This is a genomic window from Paenibacillus sp. UASWS1643, assembly GCF_008693195.1.
Classification (GTDB): Bacteria; Bacillota; Bacilli; order Paenibacillales; family Paenibacillaceae; genus Paenibacillus; species Paenibacillus amylolyticus_B.
Window position 1 is genome coordinate 1,257,529 of the sequence record NZ_VXKZ01000115.1, and the last position, 20,246, is coordinate 1,277,774.

The 20,246-nt window shown below is 44.4% G+C and carries 15 protein-coding genes; 6 read left to right on the top strand and 9 right to left on the bottom strand.

Features of this window, described 5'->3' with window-relative positions:
• Positions 1–62 precede the first annotated feature (62 nt).
• Both FE296_RS29815 and FE296_RS29820 read right to left on the bottom strand, forming a co-directional pair.
• On the bottom strand, positions 63–953 hold the full coding sequence (locus FE296_RS29815; protein ID WP_124114516.1) for a carbohydrate ABC transporter permease: 891 nt from the start codon (positions 951–953) through the stop codon (positions 63–65).
• Positions 954–968: 15 nt separating this feature from the next.
• Entirely contained in the window at positions 969–1,874 is a 906-nt protein-coding gene (locus FE296_RS29820) for an ABC transporter permease (protein WP_105598577.1), read from the bottom strand.
• 316 nt (positions 1,875–2,190) lie between these two features.
• On the opposite strand from FE296_RS29820, the gene FE296_RS29825 reads away from it, so the two are divergent.
• Both FE296_RS29825 and FE296_RS29830 read left to right on the top strand, forming a co-directional pair.
• Positions 2,191–2,856 (top strand): potassium channel family protein, encoded by a 666-nt coding sequence (locus tag FE296_RS29825; RefSeq protein ID WP_150367387.1) that lies wholly within the window; start codon positions 2,191–2,193, stop codon positions 2,854–2,856.
• On the top strand, positions 2,840–4,237 hold the full coding sequence (locus FE296_RS29830; RefSeq protein ID WP_150367388.1) for a TrkH family potassium uptake protein: 1,398 nt from the start codon (positions 2,840–2,842) through the stop codon (positions 4,235–4,237). The genes FE296_RS29825 and FE296_RS29830 overlap by 17 nt, the downstream gene beginning before the upstream one ends.
• 137 nt (positions 4,238–4,374) lie before the next feature.
• On the opposite strand, the gene FE296_RS29835 is transcribed toward FE296_RS29830, so the two are convergent.
• On the bottom strand, positions 4,375–8,112 hold the full coding sequence (locus tag FE296_RS29835; RefSeq protein ID WP_150367389.1) for an alpha-L-arabinofuranosidase C-terminal domain-containing protein: 3,738 nt from the start codon (positions 8,110–8,112) through the stop codon (positions 4,375–4,377).
• A gap of 385 nt (positions 8,113–8,497) precedes the next feature.
• Between FE296_RS29835 and abnB the strand changes: the two genes are divergently transcribed.
• Positions 8,498–10,915 (top strand): arabinan endo-1,5-alpha-L-arabinosidase AbnB, encoded by a 2,418-nt coding sequence (gene abnB / locus FE296_RS29840; protein ID WP_150367390.1) that lies wholly within the window; start codon positions 8,498–8,500, stop codon positions 10,913–10,915.
• A 131-nt stretch (positions 10,916–11,046) separates the two neighbouring features.
• Here the strand turns inward: abnB and FE296_RS29845 are convergent, their stop codons facing one another.
• A complete protein-coding gene (locus tag FE296_RS29845) occupies positions 11,047–11,601 on the bottom strand; it encodes a helix-turn-helix domain-containing protein (RefSeq protein ID WP_150367391.1) in 555 nt (184 codons plus the stop codon).
• A 131-nt stretch (positions 11,602–11,732) separates the two neighbouring features.
• Here FE296_RS29845 and FE296_RS29850 point away from each other — a divergent pair, with 131 nt between their 5' ends.
• Positions 11,733–12,314, top strand: a complete 582-nt coding sequence (locus FE296_RS29850; protein WP_150367392.1) for a LysE family transporter — start codon at positions 11,733–11,735, stop codon at positions 12,312–12,314.
• A gap of 53 nt (positions 12,315–12,367) precedes the next feature.
• On the opposite strand, the gene FE296_RS29855 is transcribed toward FE296_RS29850, so the two are convergent.
• On the bottom strand, positions 12,368–13,345 hold the full coding sequence (locus FE296_RS29855) for an MBL fold metallo-hydrolase (protein WP_150367393.1): 978 nt from the start codon (positions 13,343–13,345) through the stop codon (positions 12,368–12,370).
• A 235-nt stretch (positions 13,346–13,580) separates the two neighbouring features.
• On the opposite strand from FE296_RS29855, the gene FE296_RS29860 reads away from it, so the two are divergent.
• Positions 13,581–14,558, top strand: coding sequence for an alpha/beta fold hydrolase (locus tag FE296_RS29860; protein WP_124114503.1), 978 nt, complete (start codon positions 13,581–13,583; stop codon positions 14,556–14,558).
• A gap of 86 nt (positions 14,559–14,644) precedes the next feature.
• Here FE296_RS29860 and FE296_RS29865 read toward each other — a convergent pair whose 3' ends face one another.
• The 3 genes from FE296_RS29865 to FE296_RS29875 form a co-directional block, all read right to left on the bottom strand.
• On the bottom strand, positions 14,645–15,292 hold the full coding sequence (locus FE296_RS29865) for a protein kinase family protein (protein WP_124114501.1): 648 nt from the start codon (positions 15,290–15,292) through the stop codon (positions 14,645–14,647).
• Between the two features lie 310 nt (positions 15,293–15,602).
• Positions 15,603–17,084: a DHA2 family efflux MFS transporter permease subunit gene (locus tag FE296_RS29870; protein ID WP_150367713.1), complete on the bottom strand. Its 1,482-nt coding sequence runs from the start codon at positions 17,082–17,084 to the stop codon at positions 15,603–15,605.
• Between the two features lie 68 nt (positions 17,085–17,152).
• Positions 17,153–17,740, bottom strand: a complete 588-nt coding sequence (locus tag FE296_RS29875; RefSeq protein WP_124114499.1) for a TetR/AcrR family transcriptional regulator — start codon at positions 17,738–17,740, stop codon at positions 17,153–17,155.
• Between the two features lie 259 nt (positions 17,741–17,999).
• On the opposite strand from FE296_RS29875, the gene FE296_RS33995 reads away from it, so the two are divergent.
• Positions 18,000–19,694: a collagen-like domain-containing protein gene (locus tag FE296_RS33995; protein ID WP_150367394.1), complete on the top strand. Its 1,695-nt coding sequence runs from the start codon at positions 18,000–18,002 to the stop codon at positions 19,692–19,694.
• A gap of 112 nt (positions 19,695–19,806) precedes the next feature.
• Here the strand turns inward: FE296_RS33995 and FE296_RS29885 are convergent, their stop codons facing one another.
• Entirely contained in the window at positions 19,807–20,103 is a 297-nt protein-coding gene (locus FE296_RS29885) for a hypothetical protein (protein WP_223869095.1), read from the bottom strand.
• Positions 20,104–20,246: the final 143 nt, after the last annotated feature.

The window sequence follows — 20,246 nt, forward strand, 5'->3', positions numbered from 1 at the left end:
CAATAGCAAAAAAGGAGCCAGAAATCGGCTCCTTCCATCAATCGGTCTTCCTCCTATCGATCTTATCCCTTTACACTTCCGACGACAAGCCCATGAACGAAATACCGCTGCAGGAACGGATACACAAGCAGGATCGGAATAACGGACAAAAAGATCTGGGAAGCTTGGGTTGTTCTATCCGATACCTGACTTAAGAGCGTTGCATCCTCCAGCGTCATCATCTCGCTCTGAATCATCGTCACCTGCTGCAACATGGACTGAAGATAGGTAGCAAGCGGATAACCTTCCGGGCTTTTCATGTAGATCATGCCATCGAACCAGGCGTTCCAGTGTCCCACCATGGCGAACAGCGTAATGGTCGCGATACTTGGCAAAGAGATTGGAAGATAAATGCTGCATAGGGTGCGGAAATGTCCTGCCCCATCCATCCAGGAAGCTTCTTCAAGCTCCTTCGGTAATCCCCGGAAGAAATTAAGCATTAAAAGTACATTGAAGATCGGAACGGCACCCGGCAGAATCAGAGCCCAGATGGAATCCAACAATCCCGCTTCCTTAACCACCAGGTAACCCGGGATCAATCCTCCACTGAATAACATGGTGAATACGAATATCCAGGCATAGAACGTTCTTGAACGGAATTTGGCAGCCTCTTTGGAGAGCGGATAAGCTACCAGAATCGTGAAGATCAGATTGGTCGTAACCCCCAGAATGACACGTAGAAGGCTCGTTCCAAATGAGTTCAGGAATTGCTGATTTTCCAGAATGTATTGATATGAGGACAATGTAAAATCCACAGGCCAGAATGTGACGCTTCCCGCTTTGACCGCATCACTTGAACTAAATGAAATCGCTAATATATTCACAATCGGGAACAGGCATAACAAGGCAAGAATCGTCAGGATGACGTAGTTAAACCCTAGGAACCACCGATAGGCTCTTGAAGCGTGGTGCATGACTCTGCCTCCTTTCTAGAATATCCGATAATTCGCGAACCGATAGGCCAAGAAATAACCAAGTCCGATAAAAATGAAGGAAACAACAGATTTGATCAGACCCAACGCTGTGGATACGGAATACTGTGCATCCTGCAATCCAATCCGGTAGATCATCGTATCCAGAATATCTCCTGATTCATATACCAATGGATTATAGAGGTTGAACACTTGGTCAAAGCCACCGTTAAGTACGTTACCCAGACTAAGCGTTACCATCAAAATCACGATCGGGCGAATGCCGGGCAGTGTGATATGCCATGTCTGCTTCCATCTTCCCGCTCCATCCATAACAGAAGCTTCGTAGAGAGATTTATCAATATTCGTGAGGGCAGCAAGATAGATAATCGTACCAAATCCGAATTCTTTCCATTGGTCTGTAATGACAAGTATGTATGGAAACCACTCGTTACTGGCCAGGAATTGAATTGGGTCAATTCCGAGGGCTTTGAGCAACATATTAACGATCCCCGTGCTGGGAGATAACACATCCACGATGATTCCCGCCAGAATAACCCAAGAGAAAAAGTGAGGCATATAAATTACAGTCTGAATCGTTCTTTTGAAACCTGTCTTGCGAACCTCGTTGAGCAATAAGGCTACAAGTACCGGAATGACCAAGCCGGACACAATTTTCATCGTTGATATAAATACCGTATTCCATACAACTTGCGAGAAACCGGGCAGATCGAACAGATACCTGAAATTATCCCACCCCACCCAGTTCATGTTTTTGAATCCGGCAATGGGAGAGAAATTCTGAAAGGCAATAGAGAGCCCCGCCATCGGAATGTAACCGAATACAATAATAATCAGCAGTCCGGGCAGAATCATGAGATGAAGCGGAACGTTTCGGATAAATTGTTTGTAGTTGGAACGCATAGCTGACTCCTCCTTCAACGTTTATTATAGGAGTAGCCAGATCACCGCAATAGTGTGGGCTATTTACTTTGGGTATCTTTTGTTGACTGCTTTCCACAGTTCAGTTCAGCCGCTATACCAAAAAAGAAACGAATCAGTTGCAATTCTATTCTTAAGCCTTTAGAATGAACTCTTTTGAGATATGCTTAACATAGACATGGCGGACAGGATTTGCTAACTACGATATGAAACCTTACATTCCAGTGTACGTAATGTAATATTTACCATTAGGGTGTAGAGGAAACCGTTATTTATTTTGATTACAATGAGGGATATTATGAAAAAACAATTTATGGTACTTGGCCTTGGACGATTCGGTTCAAGCTTGACACACACACTCATTAAAAATGGGCATGAAGTGCTCGCTGTAGACAAAAGCGAAATTCTTGTTCAGGAGATTTCAACGGTGGCAACCCATGCGGTACAGGCAGATTGCACTGACAAATCAGTCCTTATGGAGCTTGGGGCAAGCAACTTTTCACACGCCATTGTCGCGATCGGCGAAGATCTGCAAGCAAGTATACTAACCACTTTGTTATTGAAAGAACTTAATGTGCCCAAAGTAACAGCCAAAGCAAAAAATGATAACCATGGCAGTGTGCTTAGCAAGATTGGTGCGGATCAGATCGTTTATCCTGAACGTGACATGGCCACAAGGCTGGGAAATCAGCTTAGCTCAGACAACATTATTGATTCCATTGAATTGTCTTCAGATTATAATCTGGTCGAGATCAAAGCTCCCTTAAGTATGAATCAGAAGACATTGCTAGAACTCAATATTCGGGCTGAATATGGATGTACGGTTATCGCCATTAAAACGGGGAATAACCTGAATATCTCACCCATGGCGGAAGACACAGTCCGTGCGGGAGATATGCTCTTGTTAATAGGCAGTAACGATGACATTCGAAATCTGGAGAGTGATTATGAACGAAAGAGATAAACGCGTGACGGGAACTCCGACTCTGATAAACATTGAATCAATTGTAAACAAGTTAAAAAATAATATGAGCCCTCCACAACTCATCATGATGATCTTCTTCACTCTCATCTGGATCGGAGCCATATTGCTGGCACTGCCGATATCTTCAAGTACCGGGACTTCCATCGGTTTACTTGATGCCTTGTTCACAGCAACCTCCGCTATATGTGTAAATGGGCTGATTGTCTTGGATACAGGGAGTGTCTTTTCAACATTCGGACAGGTCATCATCATGATTTTGATTCAGGTTGGTGGACTGGGTTTCATGACACTAGGTGTAATGGTTGCCATTATTCTGGGGAAACGGATTGGTTTGAAACAGAGGCTTCTTATTCAACAAGCCACCAATACCTCCTCTGCTCAAGGTCTGGTTAAGCTATCCATGTATATTGTACTTATAGCCTTTGCTTTTGAAGCTCTGGCTACCGTGGTTCTTACATTGCGCTGGCAGAGCGATCTGGGATGGGGACAAGCTTTCTATTACGCCATATTCCATTCCATCTCTGCCTTCAATAATGCGGGTTTCTCTCTTTGGAGTGATAGCCTTACCCCATTTGTTGGTGACCCGATTGTTAATCTTACAGTCATTACGCTCTTTATCATAGGCGGCTTGGGTTATATTGTGGTTGTGGATGTATTCCGCAAACGTTCATGGAGAAAGCTCTCCCTTCATTCAAAAATTGTGTTAATCGGTAGTTTTTCTCTGTACTTGTTTGGATTTCTCACCATTTTTTTACTTGAGAGTTGGAATCCTTCTACGTTCGCTGATTTATCTTACAGTGAACGTATATGGGCTTCTCTATTTCAGGGCACTGCTCCTCGAAGCTCTGGATTCAATACCATTGACATTGGAAGTATGTTGGCCACATCCCAATTTTTCATTATTATCCTAATGTTCATTGGGGCTTCTTCCGGCGGAACGGGTGGAGGAATTAAAATCAATACTTTTGTAGTCCTTGTTCTTGCAACCATACAAACATTTCGGGGCGGTGGACAGATTCATGCTTTTGAGCGTAAAATCGCAGAAGAAACAGTAATGCGTGCACTCGCTGTTGTCTTAAGTTCTCTCGCCTTTGTGCTTGGGATCTCCATTCTGCTATCCATATCCGAAGGCATTCTTGAAAATCATTTTCTGGATGTTCTGTTTGAAGCCACTTCAGCATTTAGCACCACTGGACTCTCGATGGGTCTGACAAGTGAGTTGAGTGTTGCCGGTAAAATTATAGTCTCTATTACGATGTTTGCAGGACGATTGGGACCGTTAACTCTGGCTTTCGCACTGGCTCAGAAGAAACGCACATCCAAAATCGGTTATGCAGAGGACCATGTCCTTATTGGTTAACATTCCTGACTACTGACATGTTAATCTTATTGCGGAAAAGTAATTCCTTTTTATTTCAAAACAAGTTCAATAGCAAAACGCCCCCTTATCGCAAACGACAGATGTCTGCTTAAGGGGGCCTTTATTTATATATTTGCTTACAGAAGATCCATAATAAGAACATTTACCGAATGAGCTGACAAACCAACGATCACTGATTCACCATTCAATTTTATCTCCTGTTCTTGGGGAATCACTTTCTCATCATTCTTCTGATTCACATTTGGAATATGTACCAAATGATCTTCTCCAGTAAGTGTGATCAGTCTGGCTGAAGCATCAACCTTCAGATCCTGAAGGCAAATCCGGGTTGATTTATCTACACCATCTGCATTGACCAGTTTCACATACACATGACGTTCATCTTTCGTAACAGAGTGGAATACTTCCCGGTTGTAAGCTTCCAGCTTGTAATCCAGAACCTTGCTGATATTACGTCCGTCTGTATAGGAACAAATCAGATTTTTTCCTGTATCCCCACCATAGTTAACCGTGATTGTATAATCGGTCCCATTCTCGAGTGGTTCATAATTGGCCGCTCTCAGGTTACCTGCTGCCGAGCTGGATGAATAGTCTCCCAGTGTATAACCTTCAATCCCTTGTTTGTACACCTTCACGCCTGTTGCATTCCCGCCGTAACTGATTGCGTACTCGATAACATCCTTGTTCTCAGGTGAGATATCCGTCAGTCCCACGCCAATGTAAAAACCATCCTCACCCGAGGTTCTCTCAGCCTCAACGTGAACTTTGTAGTTGGTCCATTCGTCATTCAGCAGGTACAATCCATTCAATCCACTTGATTGTGCCTTCAAAATGAGCCCTTTCCCTTCGGTTAACGTGTATCCTTCCGATCCGGGAATCTGGTTCCATGCCTCACTAGGCGCTGTACGTTCCCTGAAATCTTCATCAAACATCAAACTGCCATCCACATTGGAAGTGACGGTGACTCGTTTCACCACAATCTCTGCATTCCCTGTTGCAATTTCGATGCCGCCACGCGGAATGAGACTCAGCGGTTTGCCTTTGCTATAGGTGGAGAATGAAGTTTCAAGCACCTGATCCCCTACATATTTTGCAAAAAGCTGCTGTACATAATAATTCGGTGTATACCATACTGTTTCATCATCAAACCAGATGCAGTCTGGCGTCCAGCGATAGGTACCGTCCGTTAGTACTTTGTTGAACAATGGCGCATAGGCAGCCAAACGAACAACGTCTGCATTATTTTCAAATCCGGTCATGATCGCAGCTTCCGCAACCGCACCTGCCAGCGTGTTTTTGTCCGTGGAAGCATATTCTCCAACAAACACTTTGGATGTTTCTTTCCAATCGATACTTCCATCTTCATGATAAGCCCGGTCATAATAGTTGTATCGATCTACGTTATTCAGCAAATATTCATTGGAGCGGTAGTAGTGTTCATCTGCGATGGTGTCCATATAATTGTCCTGATTTTCATACCAGGTTACCGTCTCCTCAATCACCTCAGTACCATCGGCAAAAGCCACTTGAGCTGAACCGGTGAGGTTCCCGCTGAGGAATTTCCATCCTTCCTGGTACGCATTATCATCCGCCTGAGCACCAACCGTCGAGATAATGTGCAGCTCATGATCAGGGTAGTTCTGTTTCATGTAGTCATCTATCGAACGTTTGAATACTTCGAAGTTGGCAAAAAACTCAGTGCCCCAGTTCTCATTACCTACGCCCAGATAACGAAGATCAAACGGTTCAGGATGTCCCATCTGGCTTCGTACCCCCGCCCATTCGTTGTGTTCAAAATCTGTACTGAGCGCAAAGTCGATCAGGTCTGTGAAGTTGCGGATATAATAATCCCTTAAAGCCCCACCCGCAGGATGAGCATAATCCGAACGTGCCTGACATAACACACCGCAAGCCATCACTGGAACCGGAGCAGCATTCAGATCCTCCGCCAACTGGAAGTACTCCATATAACCAAGCCCCATCGTCATCATGTAACCCCAGACATTATAATTCTCTTTGCGCAGCTCAACGGGTCCTACAGAATCCTTCCAATCATATACGTTGTCCCATATGAAGGACCCTTCCGAGATACATCCTCCCGGAAAACGCAGGAACTTTGGATGCAGATCTGCGAGTGCCTGAATTAGATCTTTTCTCAATCGATAGTTCGGATTACCTGTGTAGTTGGCATGTGCTGTAGCGGATATCCCTTTTTCTGTCGGATCAGATCCCCATACATTCTGAGGCACTAAGGACACCATATCGACGGAGATATCACCTGCAAACGTAAGTGCCAATTGACCAAGTACAGTTTCCGTTCCGGTAAGTGACAAGCCATATTTCTTCCATGTGTTTCCGCCTTCAACATGTAACGTTACCGAATCACTGATGGAAGTGTCTTCTCTATCCTGCAATTGAACAGTGATCGTTCCTGCCAATTCTGCTTTTGCCCATACGGTAAAGTCATATGTTTCACCCTGCTTGATGGACATGGCACAATACTGGTTAGAGTCTGAGAATCCACGATTCCGAATCGTTGCCCCATCCTGAACCGTGACATAATAAGCATTTACTTCAGGATCTTCCACGTTAAAGTGAACGTTTAGTCCATCCGTATGCTGCACGAGCATTTTATCCGTATCGCCTGACCAAGCAAACAAAGGCTCACGATTTCGACCAGTCGAACAACCACACTCTCCAGAGTCATGCGAGTATGTATCGAATGCAAAAGATTCAAATGATCGATTCTGGACAAGCTCCGCATAGATACCGCCATCTGCCGCGTTATTAATATCCTCATAGAACAAACCATACATCACTTCACTGATGTCAGCCACCTTCTGATCTCCATGGATGGTGACCGTATAAGGCGGAAGATGCGCCGGCACAACAGACACGTCAAAGCTGTGGTACAGCTTACGATCACCTCTGTTCAGAAGCGCACGGAGCGTAACCTCTTGTGCGGATGTAATTGCCTGAACCTCTCCATTCTCAGACAGGACTTCCGGATTACTGGAACTCCACTGAACCGTCACTTTATCACCCAGCAAATGTGCGGGCAGTGACACATCTTTGGTGATAATTCGGTTGGGGAAGGACAAATACTTGTCTGCCGCAAGCTTCACAATCGCTTCATCTGTCAGTGATTCACACATCACTTCAATAACTTCATCCATGGTGAGCGCTGCCCCATAGATCCGAAAGTCGGATAACGAACCTGCAAAATCCACATCCGCTGCATACTGGGAGCGTCCAATATAATTCTGGCTATAATTCTCAGGATCAGTGAACGAATCAAACCATTCGCGCAGTTTGGCATAATTGCCACTGGATGTCTGACTGATCGAGCCGTCTGCGGCCTTCTCCCCATTCACATATACAATCGGACCCGCACTGCTGAGCGTCCCCCCTTGACTGCCTGCCACGGAGAGTGCAATATGCATCCATTCACCGCTTGCAACTCCCCCACTTGGATGAACAACCAGATTATCTCCGGCATATAACGTACCCAGAAGCTGACGTGTCAAAAATAAATACGGTCCCTTCTCCCCTTTACCAAAGTCAAAAATGCGTTCCCACACATTGGACCCCTTGCCCAGAAACACCCAAGTGGCAATCGTAACTCCTGTGTTATCGCTTACATCCCGAAGCAGATTCGAGGGTAGTTGCAGATAAGAAGTTCCATTCGCTCCCCCGTTGAAAGTCACCGCGGATCTTCCTTTCAACTCGGATACCACAGGTAGGATCTCACCTTTGGCTATACCATCATGTCCCTTACCGGAGCTGTCCTTCCCGATCTGACCGGCATCTTCGAACGTGTATTGTGCGATTAATTGATTTTGATATGTGCTCATGTTCTTACCTCCTATGTAGTTGGGAATTGTCGGTTCACGCTTTTGATTCGTATTAATATAAAATGATTGATAAATAGTTAAACACATTTCTTAAACGTAATAATATCGCATCATCGATCCCCATTTCAATCCTAAATTTGAGAAAGACAACTGGTTTATTTGAATGTAATGACCTTTATTGCCTCTTCCCGTCTCTTATTTATTTTTCATTTTACTCTTATAAACATTACATTTATGGTTTACAAACATATAAATCAATTGATAATATAACAAATGAAAGCGCTTGATATAATGAAATACTCAAAGGAGGTCTGCCGAACCTTTTATCGTGTGCTGCCAAGTATCGGTTGATTTTTCATTCCGGGGAATAGGAAAGGGGAAACGTATGAAACGTTATTGGGTTCGAGTACTTAACATTTCTGTGCTAAGCACCACTCTACTTACTGCAACAACTTTGGCACCGGTCTCGGTGTTCGCAAATGGTTCAGGGGCAACCGTGGCTAACTCGCAGACTTCCACCATACCTCTCGCAAATCCTGCTACATCATTCAAAAATGTTTCCGTTCATGACCCATCTGTCATTAGGGTGGATGATACGTTTTATATTTTTGGTTCACACTTGCAAGTGGCCAAGTCTAAAGACTTTCTGAACTGGGATCTCGTCGCATCGGGTGTTACGGATAACAATCCTGTTGTCCCCAATGTAACCAAGGAATTCGCTGAAGCGCTGGAATGGGCGCAGACAGATACGTTATGGGCAGCAGATGTCATTCAATTGGCGGACGGCAAATTTTATATGTACTACAATGCTTGTAAAGGGGACTCTCCGCGATCAGCGCTTGGCATTGCTGTCGCAGACAATATCGAAGGCCCTTATAAGGATCAAGGCATTCTGTTGAAATCCGGCATGTGGGATCAGATCAGTGAGGATGGTACCATTTACGATGCAACGATCCATCCCAATGTGGTCGATCCTGATGTCTTTTATGATAAAAACGGCAAGTTATGGATGGTGTATGGCTCGTATTCCGGAGGGATTTTCATTCTGGAGATGGATGCAACGACAGGTAAACCACTGCCAAATCAAGGTTATGGCAAGAAGCTGACCGGAGGCAATCATAGTCGTATTGAAGCCCCTTATATGCTCTACAGTCCCGAAACCGATTATTATTATCTGTACCTGTCTTACGGTGGACTAGGTGCTGATGGAGGATACAACATTCGTGTTGCTCGCTCCCAATCACCGGATGGGCCTTTCCTCGATGCGGAAGGAAACGATATGATCAACGTTAAAGCGGACAAGGATAAACCGTTGTTTGATGATCGTTCTATTGAGCCTTTTGGAGTCAAATTGATGGGGAACTTCCTGTTCGAGAGACAGATCGGTGATCCGGGCACAGGCCTAGGTAGCGGCTATGTATCGCCAGGGCATAACTCTGCTTATGTTGATCCGGAGACTGGCAAACAATTTCTCATCTTCCATACCCGCTTTCCAGGGCGTGGCGAAGAGCATGAAGTTCGCGTACATGAGATGCATATGAATGCAGACGGTTGGCCCGTCGTTTCTCCATATCGCTATGCGGCTTTGGGAGAAGATACCACGCAGCTGACAACTCAGGAGATCGCTGGTCAGTACCAATGGGTAAATCATGGTAAGGACATCACAGCGGACATCAAGCCATCCCAGACCGTTCAGTTCACGGCAGATGGGCAGATTCATGGTGCCGTGACAGGAACATGGAGTCTTGGTGCAGACAACAAGGTTCAGATCACTTCGAATAACGTTGTGTACAAAGGCGTCTTCACACATGAATGGAACTCGGAATCTCAAAGTACGGTTCTGACCTTTAGCGCCCTCTCCTCCTCCGGGATTGCTATCTGGGGAAGTCAAGGTGTTGAACGGAGTGATCAAGACATTGTAGATGCAGTGAAAAAGGATCTGAACATTAGCAATACGGATCACGTGTTCTTCAATCTGTATCTGCCTACCAAAGGAACAAGTGATGCAGACATTACGTGGAAAAGCTCCAATGCTTCGGCTCTATCCACTACAGGTGTAGTGCAGCGACCACGCGCTGGTAAGGGCGATGCCAAAGTGAAATTAACCGCCACGATTCGTAAAGGAACTGCGGTAAGCTTCAAAACGTTTAACGTTATCATTCCACAGCAAGCGCTAAGCCCATTGCTCGGGGAGTATACTTTTGAACACAAGAAACTTGGCAAAGTCGCACAGGATTACAGCAAAAACGAATATCACGGTCAAGCCTTTAACGTGGTCAGTTCTGCTGCAAGTGGCAAAAATCAGGCTGCCACATTTAACGGAACCGACAGTTACATTCAGTTACCTGGACTCGTTACAGACACAACAGATTTCACGTTTAGCGCTTGGGTTAATTGGGATGGCGGCGGGCCCTGGCAGCGTATTTTCGACTTTGGAAATGGCTTGACGAGGCATATGTTCCTTACACCATCCCAGCATAATGGGGCATTACAATTCACCATTCATAATGAGGGACGGGATCAGAGCATCATTGCCGCAGATCCACTGCCTTCTAAAGAGTGGGTTCATGTCGCTGTAACCCTTCAGGGTGATGTGGGAACTCTGTATGTGAATGGTACATCGGTTGCAAGCAGCACTGAGATCACCTTTAACCCGAAAGATCTGCAGGTAACCGAAGCTTATGTAGGCAAGAGTCGTTATACGGCTGATCCGTTCTACAAAGGCAGCTTGGATAATGTAAAAGTATATGATAAAGCTTTAACAGCCAAGGAAATCCAGCGTCAGTCCAAAGAAAGGCCATAAGTTAGAGTCCTATCATAGGCGTTGGACTCCATAGCGAACAAACCTATAAAGCAGCCAATGTAGAACTGCATCCATTTGTTAGAGACGACTAACAGCGGTGTTGCAGTTCATTACATCAGGCTGCTTTATTGTCACTTCGAATAATGAATGACCATGTTTAATTTGTTCGTCTTAGCACCGGAGTTAACATAGGCGTGAGGCTTGTCCGCTCCAAAACGGATCGACTCCCCTGAACTCACCGTATAATCTTCCGTCCCTACTCGAATCGTAACTTCCCCTTCAAAGACAGTAATAAATTCTTCAGTTCCTTCGATATGCGGTTCAGCATTCAACTCAGACTTAAGATCCATCTCCATCATGTACATTTCAAAGCGGCGTCCTTCTTCAAAAGAAAAATGGGGATATATTCGAACCCTGCCCTCATCTTCCATCAATACTTGAATATCATCCCCCGTTACAACGGTAGTATCTGACTTTGGCTCGTGAATCAAAGCAGTGAAGGAGATTTTCAGGCCATTAGCAATCTTCCATACGGTTGCAATGGATGGATTGGATTCACCACGTTCAATCTGACCAAGCATGGTCTTGCTAATACCAGACATTTCGGCGACCTTGTCCAGACTAAGTTTTCTTTGTTCCCTAAGCTGTTTGAGGTTCTGAGCAAGAATACTATTAATGTTTTTCAAAATCCATCCTCCTCATTTTATATTTATATTGTGCTTCATAACGCACATATTGTACAATAATAAAGACCGTGTACGCTATAACGTACATTTTAAGTCATTATATCACACAACTAAGAAAACGTGGAGGAACCATGAACATTATACCTTTAGTGACCTATGCAATTATTGCTTCATTTACACCCGGACCCAACAATATCATTTCCATGACGCATGCCAAAAATCAGGGGTTCCGCAAGACCCTTCCGTTTATCGGTGGAGTTGCAGCCGGCTGCCTGCTAATTATGTTTCTGTCCAGTTATTTCAACCTTATTCTTCATCAATATATTCCTAGGATCACACCCGTCTTAAACGTGTCAGGATGTGTGTACATGCTCTATCTGGCGCTCAAAATCATGCGAAGTAAACCTGCAGATTCGCAAGAAAACAAGGTCAATCATTATTCATTTCTATTTGGGTTCACCCTGCAATTCATCAATCCCAAAGTCATTCTGTATGGGCTTACTGCCATATCCGTTTTTGTTCTGCCTCTTGGGCAGTCCCATGTACAATTAATCTTATTTTCCTTACTGCTCACCTTCATCGGTATTAGTGCCAATATGACCTGGGCGTTTGGTGGCATGTTATTCCAAAGCTTTTTATTAAGATACGAGCGTCCTGTTAATATCGTCATGGGTATGTTGTTAATTTACAGTGCATTATCAATACTGATGTAAAATGCAATAGAAAAAGCGTCCACTCATTTGATGAGCTGAACGCTTTTATTTTTTTATCCTAATTCCGGTCTCCACCATGGATGTGTAGGGTATTTCTCCGTATGAAGCACAACCTTCTCGCCGATTTTAGGTGTTGCAATCTTAACTTGCAAGGCATTTGCAGCCTTCGTAATCCGTTCAACCGGTTCATTCCAGGCATGATAGGCCAGCGTAAATGCGGCCCAATGAATCGGGATGAGCAACTTACCCCCTACATCCAAATGTGCTTGTACCGTTTCTTCCGGCATCATGTGAATGTTGGACCAGCGCTCGTCATATTGCCCACATTCCATCAAGGTCAGGTCAAATGGACCGTATTTACTGCCAATTTCCATGAAATGAGGACCGTATCCGCTGTCCCCACTAAAGAACACCCTTGTATGTTGTCCAGCGATAACCCACGAACACCATAAGGTAGAATTACGGTCGAATAATCCTCTGCCCGAGAAATGTCTTGCTGGCGTGCAAGCCAATGTTAGACCTTTGAACGATAACTCATCCCACCAGTTGTGCTCGGTAATCTGTTCCGAAGGCACACCCAGTTGAATCAGCCGACGACGGACGCCAAGCGGCACGATAAATCGCTTTGTTTTATCCTTTAATCTGCGAATGGAGTCATAATCCAGATGATCATAATGGTCATGCGATATAATGATTGCATCCAGCGTTGGGAAATCCTCCGGTTGAATTGGTAGATTGGTACTGTAACGTTTGGTACCCACCCAGGATACGGGGGATGGACGATTGCCCAGCATCGGATCAAAGAGCAATCTGTGACCTTCAATTTCAAGCAAAAAAGCCGAATGTCCGAACCATGTAACCTGTGGTTTATCAGATGCACTGAATGATTCAGCAGGTTCACATACCTCCATGGGCATCGTGCCAGATGGCCTCCGCTCTACATTGCCACGCATGGAATCTCTCAATATACTGATCAGGGACTTGAAGTTCATGCCTGCTGATGTCGGGAGCTGATTTTCGAATTTTGTCATTATACATACCTTCTGTTCTATATAATCAATCTAGGTTCAATATTTGGATGAGAAATATTCATATCGTAGCTATATATTAATTCATTGGCCGTTGATATTCAATTTTCACTAGAACACGCCCATTCCCCATGATCGGAAATAAACTCAATTAAGATAGAATTAAGACTCTGTTTTCTCTCCTATAAGATTGGGCATATATGATAGAGAAAAATACATGGAGAGTATGTGAGAGAACATGAAGAAATGGCGTAAAAGATTAGTTAAGTTTTTGATATTTGACCTCGCGGTAATTCTGTTGCTTCTGGGTACAGGCGTGATCTACCAACAAGTGGGTTTAAGGCAAGATGCCAAAATACTCGTACCCCCTGGAAAACTCTACAAAGTACATGAAGACAATATGCATCTATATACTGGTGGAGAAGGCGATGTAACAGTCGTGCTCGCCTCCGGCTGGGGTACCGCTAATCCCTATGTAGATTATTATCCATTATATGAAAAGCTTGCTCCCAACACAAAATTCGCTGTATATGATCGATTTGGCTATGGGTATAGTGATCAGACCGATAAAAAACGTGATGTCGATACCATAGCTGAAGAATTACACGAGTTGTTGCAGGTATCTGGACAGAAGCCACCTTATGTATTAGTTGGGCATTCGCTCGGCTCGCTGGAAACCATCCGTTTCGCACAAAAATACCCGGATCTCGTCAAGGGTATTGTCATGATTGATGGCGGAAGCCCCGAATATTATTCGAATGACGATGACTCTTTGGCAGACACAATTGGTGGTTTTGCGAATAAATTCCGTATCCAAACCGGACTATTCCGCCTCTCCATGCAATCTGACTTGGTTGTCGAAACATCCAATGCCAATCGTAATGAACTGAAACTTGTACCCGACGATCTGAAAAAATTGGATACAACTGCGCTGTTGCACAACTATGGCAATGCAAACACGTTGGATGAATTACGTGAAATAGCTGAAAATGGCAAAGTGGTTGTAGATCACAAGCAAACTTTACCGTTTCCACTCACCATACTGACGGCTGATTACTTTGGTGCAAGTGAGCCCGAATGGGATAAAACACAAGTAGAATTCAAATCTTGGTCAGATGATTCGAAACAGGTAACCATCAAAGATACCGACCATTACATCCATCAATATCATCCTGACCTCGTTGCCGATGAAATATTGGCCCTGGTGAAGAAGTAACGTCCCCTCTACTAAAGTAGGGCTATGTTATATCATGAAAGAAACCCCAAAGATCTCTAATATCTTTGGGGTTTTAAGTATGAGATTTATTGTGCTTTCGCCAGTCTTGGCCGTTGAGACCGGAAATCGCTGAAGGCTTGTTCAATTTCAGATGAGGTGAGCCGGTGACGGTAAAAGTACTGCTGCATCGCCTCCATTTCGGTTCGATCGCCATTGTAGATGTTATCAATTCTTCGTATGACTTGGTTATATAAGCTCTCACGTCTGGAGTTTACAGGCTCACACAACCAAAAGTTCGTTCTCTTCACATCACCTGTCTTGGTCCAGAGCAAATTCTCATATCGGATGACATCCCAGTCCCAATATCCAGCATGAATCTGCTGAAGTTCCGTCGTAAACATATCGTATATCAAGTTGGGAGGAATGTGCCCATATGTCACACGGTACTCTTTCAGTTTGTATGCTTCAATCCACTCTGTCAGGGTGTACTCACCTGGTGAATACGCATACAATTTAGGTGCATAAGAATTACTCTGCAATGCCCTAAGTGCTTCACTTTCCATCTCCCCATCCAATCTTGCACGTGAAGCATATACCTTGAGACAATAGTCTTGCAATCTATATACAACCGAGCTATTACTAATAAGCGAAGCCTGTAGAGTGAGATGGCCATTTTTTTCGTAGTGCAACAGCATCTTTTCAATGTTATTGCCAATGGGATTGATGATGATCATAACGATGTCTCCTTGAGTAAAAATAAAATATAAACCGTTTTCGAATTGGTTAAAAATTGTACTAATACATTCTATATTACCCTTTTATATTAGTATGAACATATACAATTTTGCCGGAACATGAAGTATTTGCTCTGAAATTCATTCTTTGAACCGCCGTATTCCGGCTACATTTTTACTCTAAAGGCTGTAACCCGTTTCACGTCAACACCAAAAAAGATAGAATAAATATGCAAAAAGCGATGCGTCCTTAGAGTTAAGGGACACATCGCTCTTATACAATATTTAATTATTATTGTTAGTGAATGGATTAATGCATAGGACCTTGTTGTCCTGGCGTTGATCCTACTTTGACCCGTTTCACGAAAAGTGAAGTAATCAGACCGATAATCGACAGAACCAATGCGAATACAAACGCATTCTGTACTCCTGACGTGAAACCTGCCAGTTGATTTTCTGGACTTTCCGGATTCGCCACTCCGCTCAAAAAGCGGGATTGTCCTGCGCTCAGAATACTTACCGCAACAGCCGTACCGATCGCTCCGGATACCTGTTGCAACGTATTCATGATGGCAGTACCGTGAGGATAATACTCACGTGGCAATTGGTTCAGACCATTCGTCTGTGCAGGCATCATAATCATCGAGATTCCGACCATCATGAACACATGCAGCGTAATGATTTTCGCCAGTGTTGTTGTAGGTGTAATTCCAGTGTACATGAAGAGTACAATTGTTACGACAACCAGACCAATAATCACAAGCCACTTAGGACCAAACTTGTCAAACAGTCGACCCATAACCGGGGACAGTAAACCATTCAGCAAACTGCCCGGCAATAGAACCAGTCCGGCAGTTAACGCTGTAACGGCCATACCTTGTTGCAGATACATTGGCAGGATCAGCATGGATGACAGCATCATCATCATACAGATGAATATCAGGATCAAGCCAATCGTAAACATCGGATATTTGAACGCTCGCAAATCCATCATTGGCTGTTTCATTCTCAACTGACGGATACTGAATAACAGTAAGGACAACACACCAATAACGAGAGTGGCAACAACGACCGGACTCGTCCAGCCTCCGCCAGTTTCCCCGTGTCCCCCTGCACTACTGAAGCCGTATACGATACCACCAAAACCAAGGGTAGAAAGGATAATGGACAGTACGTCAATTTTGGGCTTGGTCAATTTCGAAATATTCGGCAAGAACAACAAGCCGCATACCAGTGAGATCAGGAAGAACGGCAAGGAGATCCAGAAGATCCAATGCCAGCTCAGATTAGCCAGAATCAGACCGGAGATACTCGGACCGCTTGCTGGTGCAAACATGATAACCAAACCAATCAATCCCATGGCCGCTCCACGTTTTTCAATCGGGAAAATAACCAATATGGTGTTAAACATCAGTGGCAACAATAGCGCTGTACCTATCGCCTGTAGTACCCGTGCCACCAACAGAATTTCGAAACTAGGTGCAAGTGCAGCAACAAATGTTCCTGCAATGGAGAAAATCAGGGACGTTGTGAACAGCTGTCTGGTTGTAAACCATTGCAACAGCATACCGGATACCGGCACCAGGATTCCCAACACAAGCAAGTAACCTGTGGTTAACCATTGAATCGTTGTAGGTCCAACTTCAAGCAGACCCATAAGTGGTGTCAAAGCCACGTTTAATGCCGTTTCACCAAACAGACCTATAAAGCCGCTCAGCAGCATTGCGAACAAAATCGGAAATACCTTGTATTGCTTAGTTTCTTGTTGATTCTGTGCAGAATCAGCCTTCATGGAAACCTCCACGATCCCATCCTCCTCAAACGTATCGAACTTTCTTTTTCTCTGTCTCTTGCTATAACTTATTGAATCTGTTTGGCGTTCTTCGTCACAACCGACAAATACTCAGCAGCCGTCAGCAGAGGCTGTTTATCCTGATTTGTCAGGCTGATAATCAGTGCTCCCTCCATCAAAGAAATGATCAGAAGTGCTGTCTCCCGCGCCTTTTCTTCACCAACGCCATCCAGAATCAGATGTTTCTTAATGACATCCTGCCAATCTGCAAATACACCCTGACATGCAATACGCAACTGCTGACTAATACACGATGTCTCCACAGCTGCCCAGAAGCTGAATGGCAGAAATCCGGTAAACCCGGCTGCTTCTGTTTCATGAGCCAAATCATGAATAAATCTCTGAATGGCGTCCCCTGTATTGTCATGGGCTGCAAATATTTTCTCAAATGTCTGCAGGATATGTTCATTGGCTTTTTGAATACACTCGTGCGCGAGCTCTTCCTTGCCATGCGGGAAATAATGATACAACGACCCTTTCGGCGTACTACTCTCTTTGATGATCTGATTCAGACCGGTCGCATGATATCCTTGTGAAAAAAACAGTCTCGCTGCTGTGCTGACAATAGACTCTCTAGCATTAGACTTTTCACTCAACGAAAGCCACTTCCTTCAAATAATTATAACAATCGGTCTATATAATTAAACTCGTTCAGATAAGGACTGTCAATCATTTTTATTTCAAAATTTATTTGAAAGCATTTTCATATCAGAGTCATCATAACATCCTCTTTTTTAATTATTACCTTTTATACATTTCCTTCTGAGAAAGTAGGGAACTTTTCCCTGTCTTCGAATAAACATACATCAGTGCGAATCGCCTTAATTTCGATTTTTGAGAAAAGGAGTGAGAAACTTGGCAATCCTGCTAACTGGACCTATCGATAATAGCCCCGTAAATGGGGTAAGGCCAACTCAGATTGTTTCCATTAAAGTTGAAAATCAGAATGCCATGAACGCCGCAACTATACTTGTCCAGGGATATTCATTAATTACAAACAGAGCTTTATACGTAAGTGAGCAATTCACAATCTTACCCGGTGCTGTTGCTACACGAACTTATTTTGCCGATCTTAACAGTTTCGAATACGTTATTACAGTTACAGGAGCAACCCCTGAGGACATTTTGGTTTCTTTTTGGGGGAAAAACAGTGCCGGCTCTTTGGTTGCTGCTCACCGACTCGTTTATTCCGAATTATTTGGCAGCGAGAATTTTAATGGAGCTGCCGGGGCTACAGGAGCTACAGGCGTTACAGGAACTACGGGACTTACAGGACCTACTGGACCTACAGGAAATACAGGTGCTACTGGCGCAACGGGGCTCACTGGTGCCATCGGCACGACTGGAGCTACGGGTGCATCAGGATCTACTGGGGCAACGGGCATCACAGGCGCTACTGGTATTTCTGGAGTTACAGGAGTTACAGGTATTTCTGGTTCAACAGGTGTTACAGGGGTGACGGGCGCCACTGGGGATACAGGAGCGACAGGTCTCACGGGTGCGGTCGGCATTACGGGGGCCACCGGCATTACGGGGGCATCAGGTACTACGGGAGCTACAGGTATTTCCGGTTCAACAGGTGTTACAGGATCAACAGGCGCTACTGGGGATACAGGTCCGACGGGTGTCACGGGTGCAACGGGTGATACTGGTCCATCAGGCGGTCCAGAAGGCCCTACGGGTGCAACGGGTAATACAGGTGGAACAGGTGCCATCGGAGTTACTGGTTCTACGGGGACCATTGGAGCCACCGGAGCCACTGGTGCCACTGGTGCCACTGGAGCTACTGGAGCTACTGGAGCTACTGGAGCCACTGGAGCCACTGGAGCTACGGGTACTGTACTGCCCGATCCCTTTAACGTATATGTTTTACAAGGCGCGGTGGGCGGAAATGGAACGCAGGCTAGCCCTTTTGGAACGATTCAACAAGGTGTAACCGCGGTATCTCCAACAGGAACCGTTCATATTCTTGGTGGCACATACCCAATCATTGCGAACATTACCATTAATAAAGTAGGAATAACTCTAAAAGGCTATCCTAGTACAATCATCCTGTTACAAGCTGCTGTTATCCCTTTCACCATCATCGGAAGCGGAGTAACTGTAGACGGATTAACGATCACTAGTGACAATCCTTATGCTGTTGAGTTTATTCAATTAGGCGGAACCAACCACACCGTAAAAAACAATACCATATTCGGTCCTCCGCAAGCTGGCCCTTCTTCAGGTTGGGTTGTCAATCGTGGTCTCGTGACCCAGACTGGAAATATGACTGGTTTGCTTGTACAAAATAATATTTTTTATTCCTTACGTCAGCCAGCCTACTTTAACCCTAATACGACTGGAGAAGTTATTAGCAATGTTGTTTATAATACCCGAGGATTTGTTAATGACCGGGCCGTCATGGTCTTCTCTGGGAATTCATGGGGAAGCCCGGCCAATGCGGTGGATATTGCACTGCTCGTAGGTACAATAACAGGGCCCCCTTTCGATCCGATTTCCGCCCTGAGCGCCAACAACAGTACGGCAACGATTCAGGATTCCAGATAAGAATCAATACTCGTTCTTACAAAGCGCCTAATCAAAACAGCCGCCGATTTGGATGCGGAACTCCAGATCGAACGGCTGTTTTTGGATGAGTAGAGCATTATTCCACTATTAATTAATAGGTTACATAACCTCCGTAGGTCACGGTCCATGTATAACCTGTCTGACCATCAACGGATTGTAGTGTAAGTTGTCCCCGATATGGATCAACATTATAACTTGTCATCGGAATATCACCAAGCGTTGGAAATTGAGACTTAGGTAGAATGGTCTGCCAAGTTATATACTTTTGTGCGTAAGGTACTACTTGTGTACTTTCTGGTAAACTACTGATTGAAGTTGAAGGTACACTAGCCGCAAAAGATGTGGAGCCAAGCGTGAAACATGCAACGACAGTTAAAAGTCCGACCATAAGTTTCTTTTTCATCTTCATCTTCCTTTCGTATTTTAAGTACATTTTCATCATATAGAATAACACCCCAATAAAATGTAATATTTGTCATATAGTGAAAATATTTGATGCAATTTATGTGAACTACTCTTTCATTTTTAATT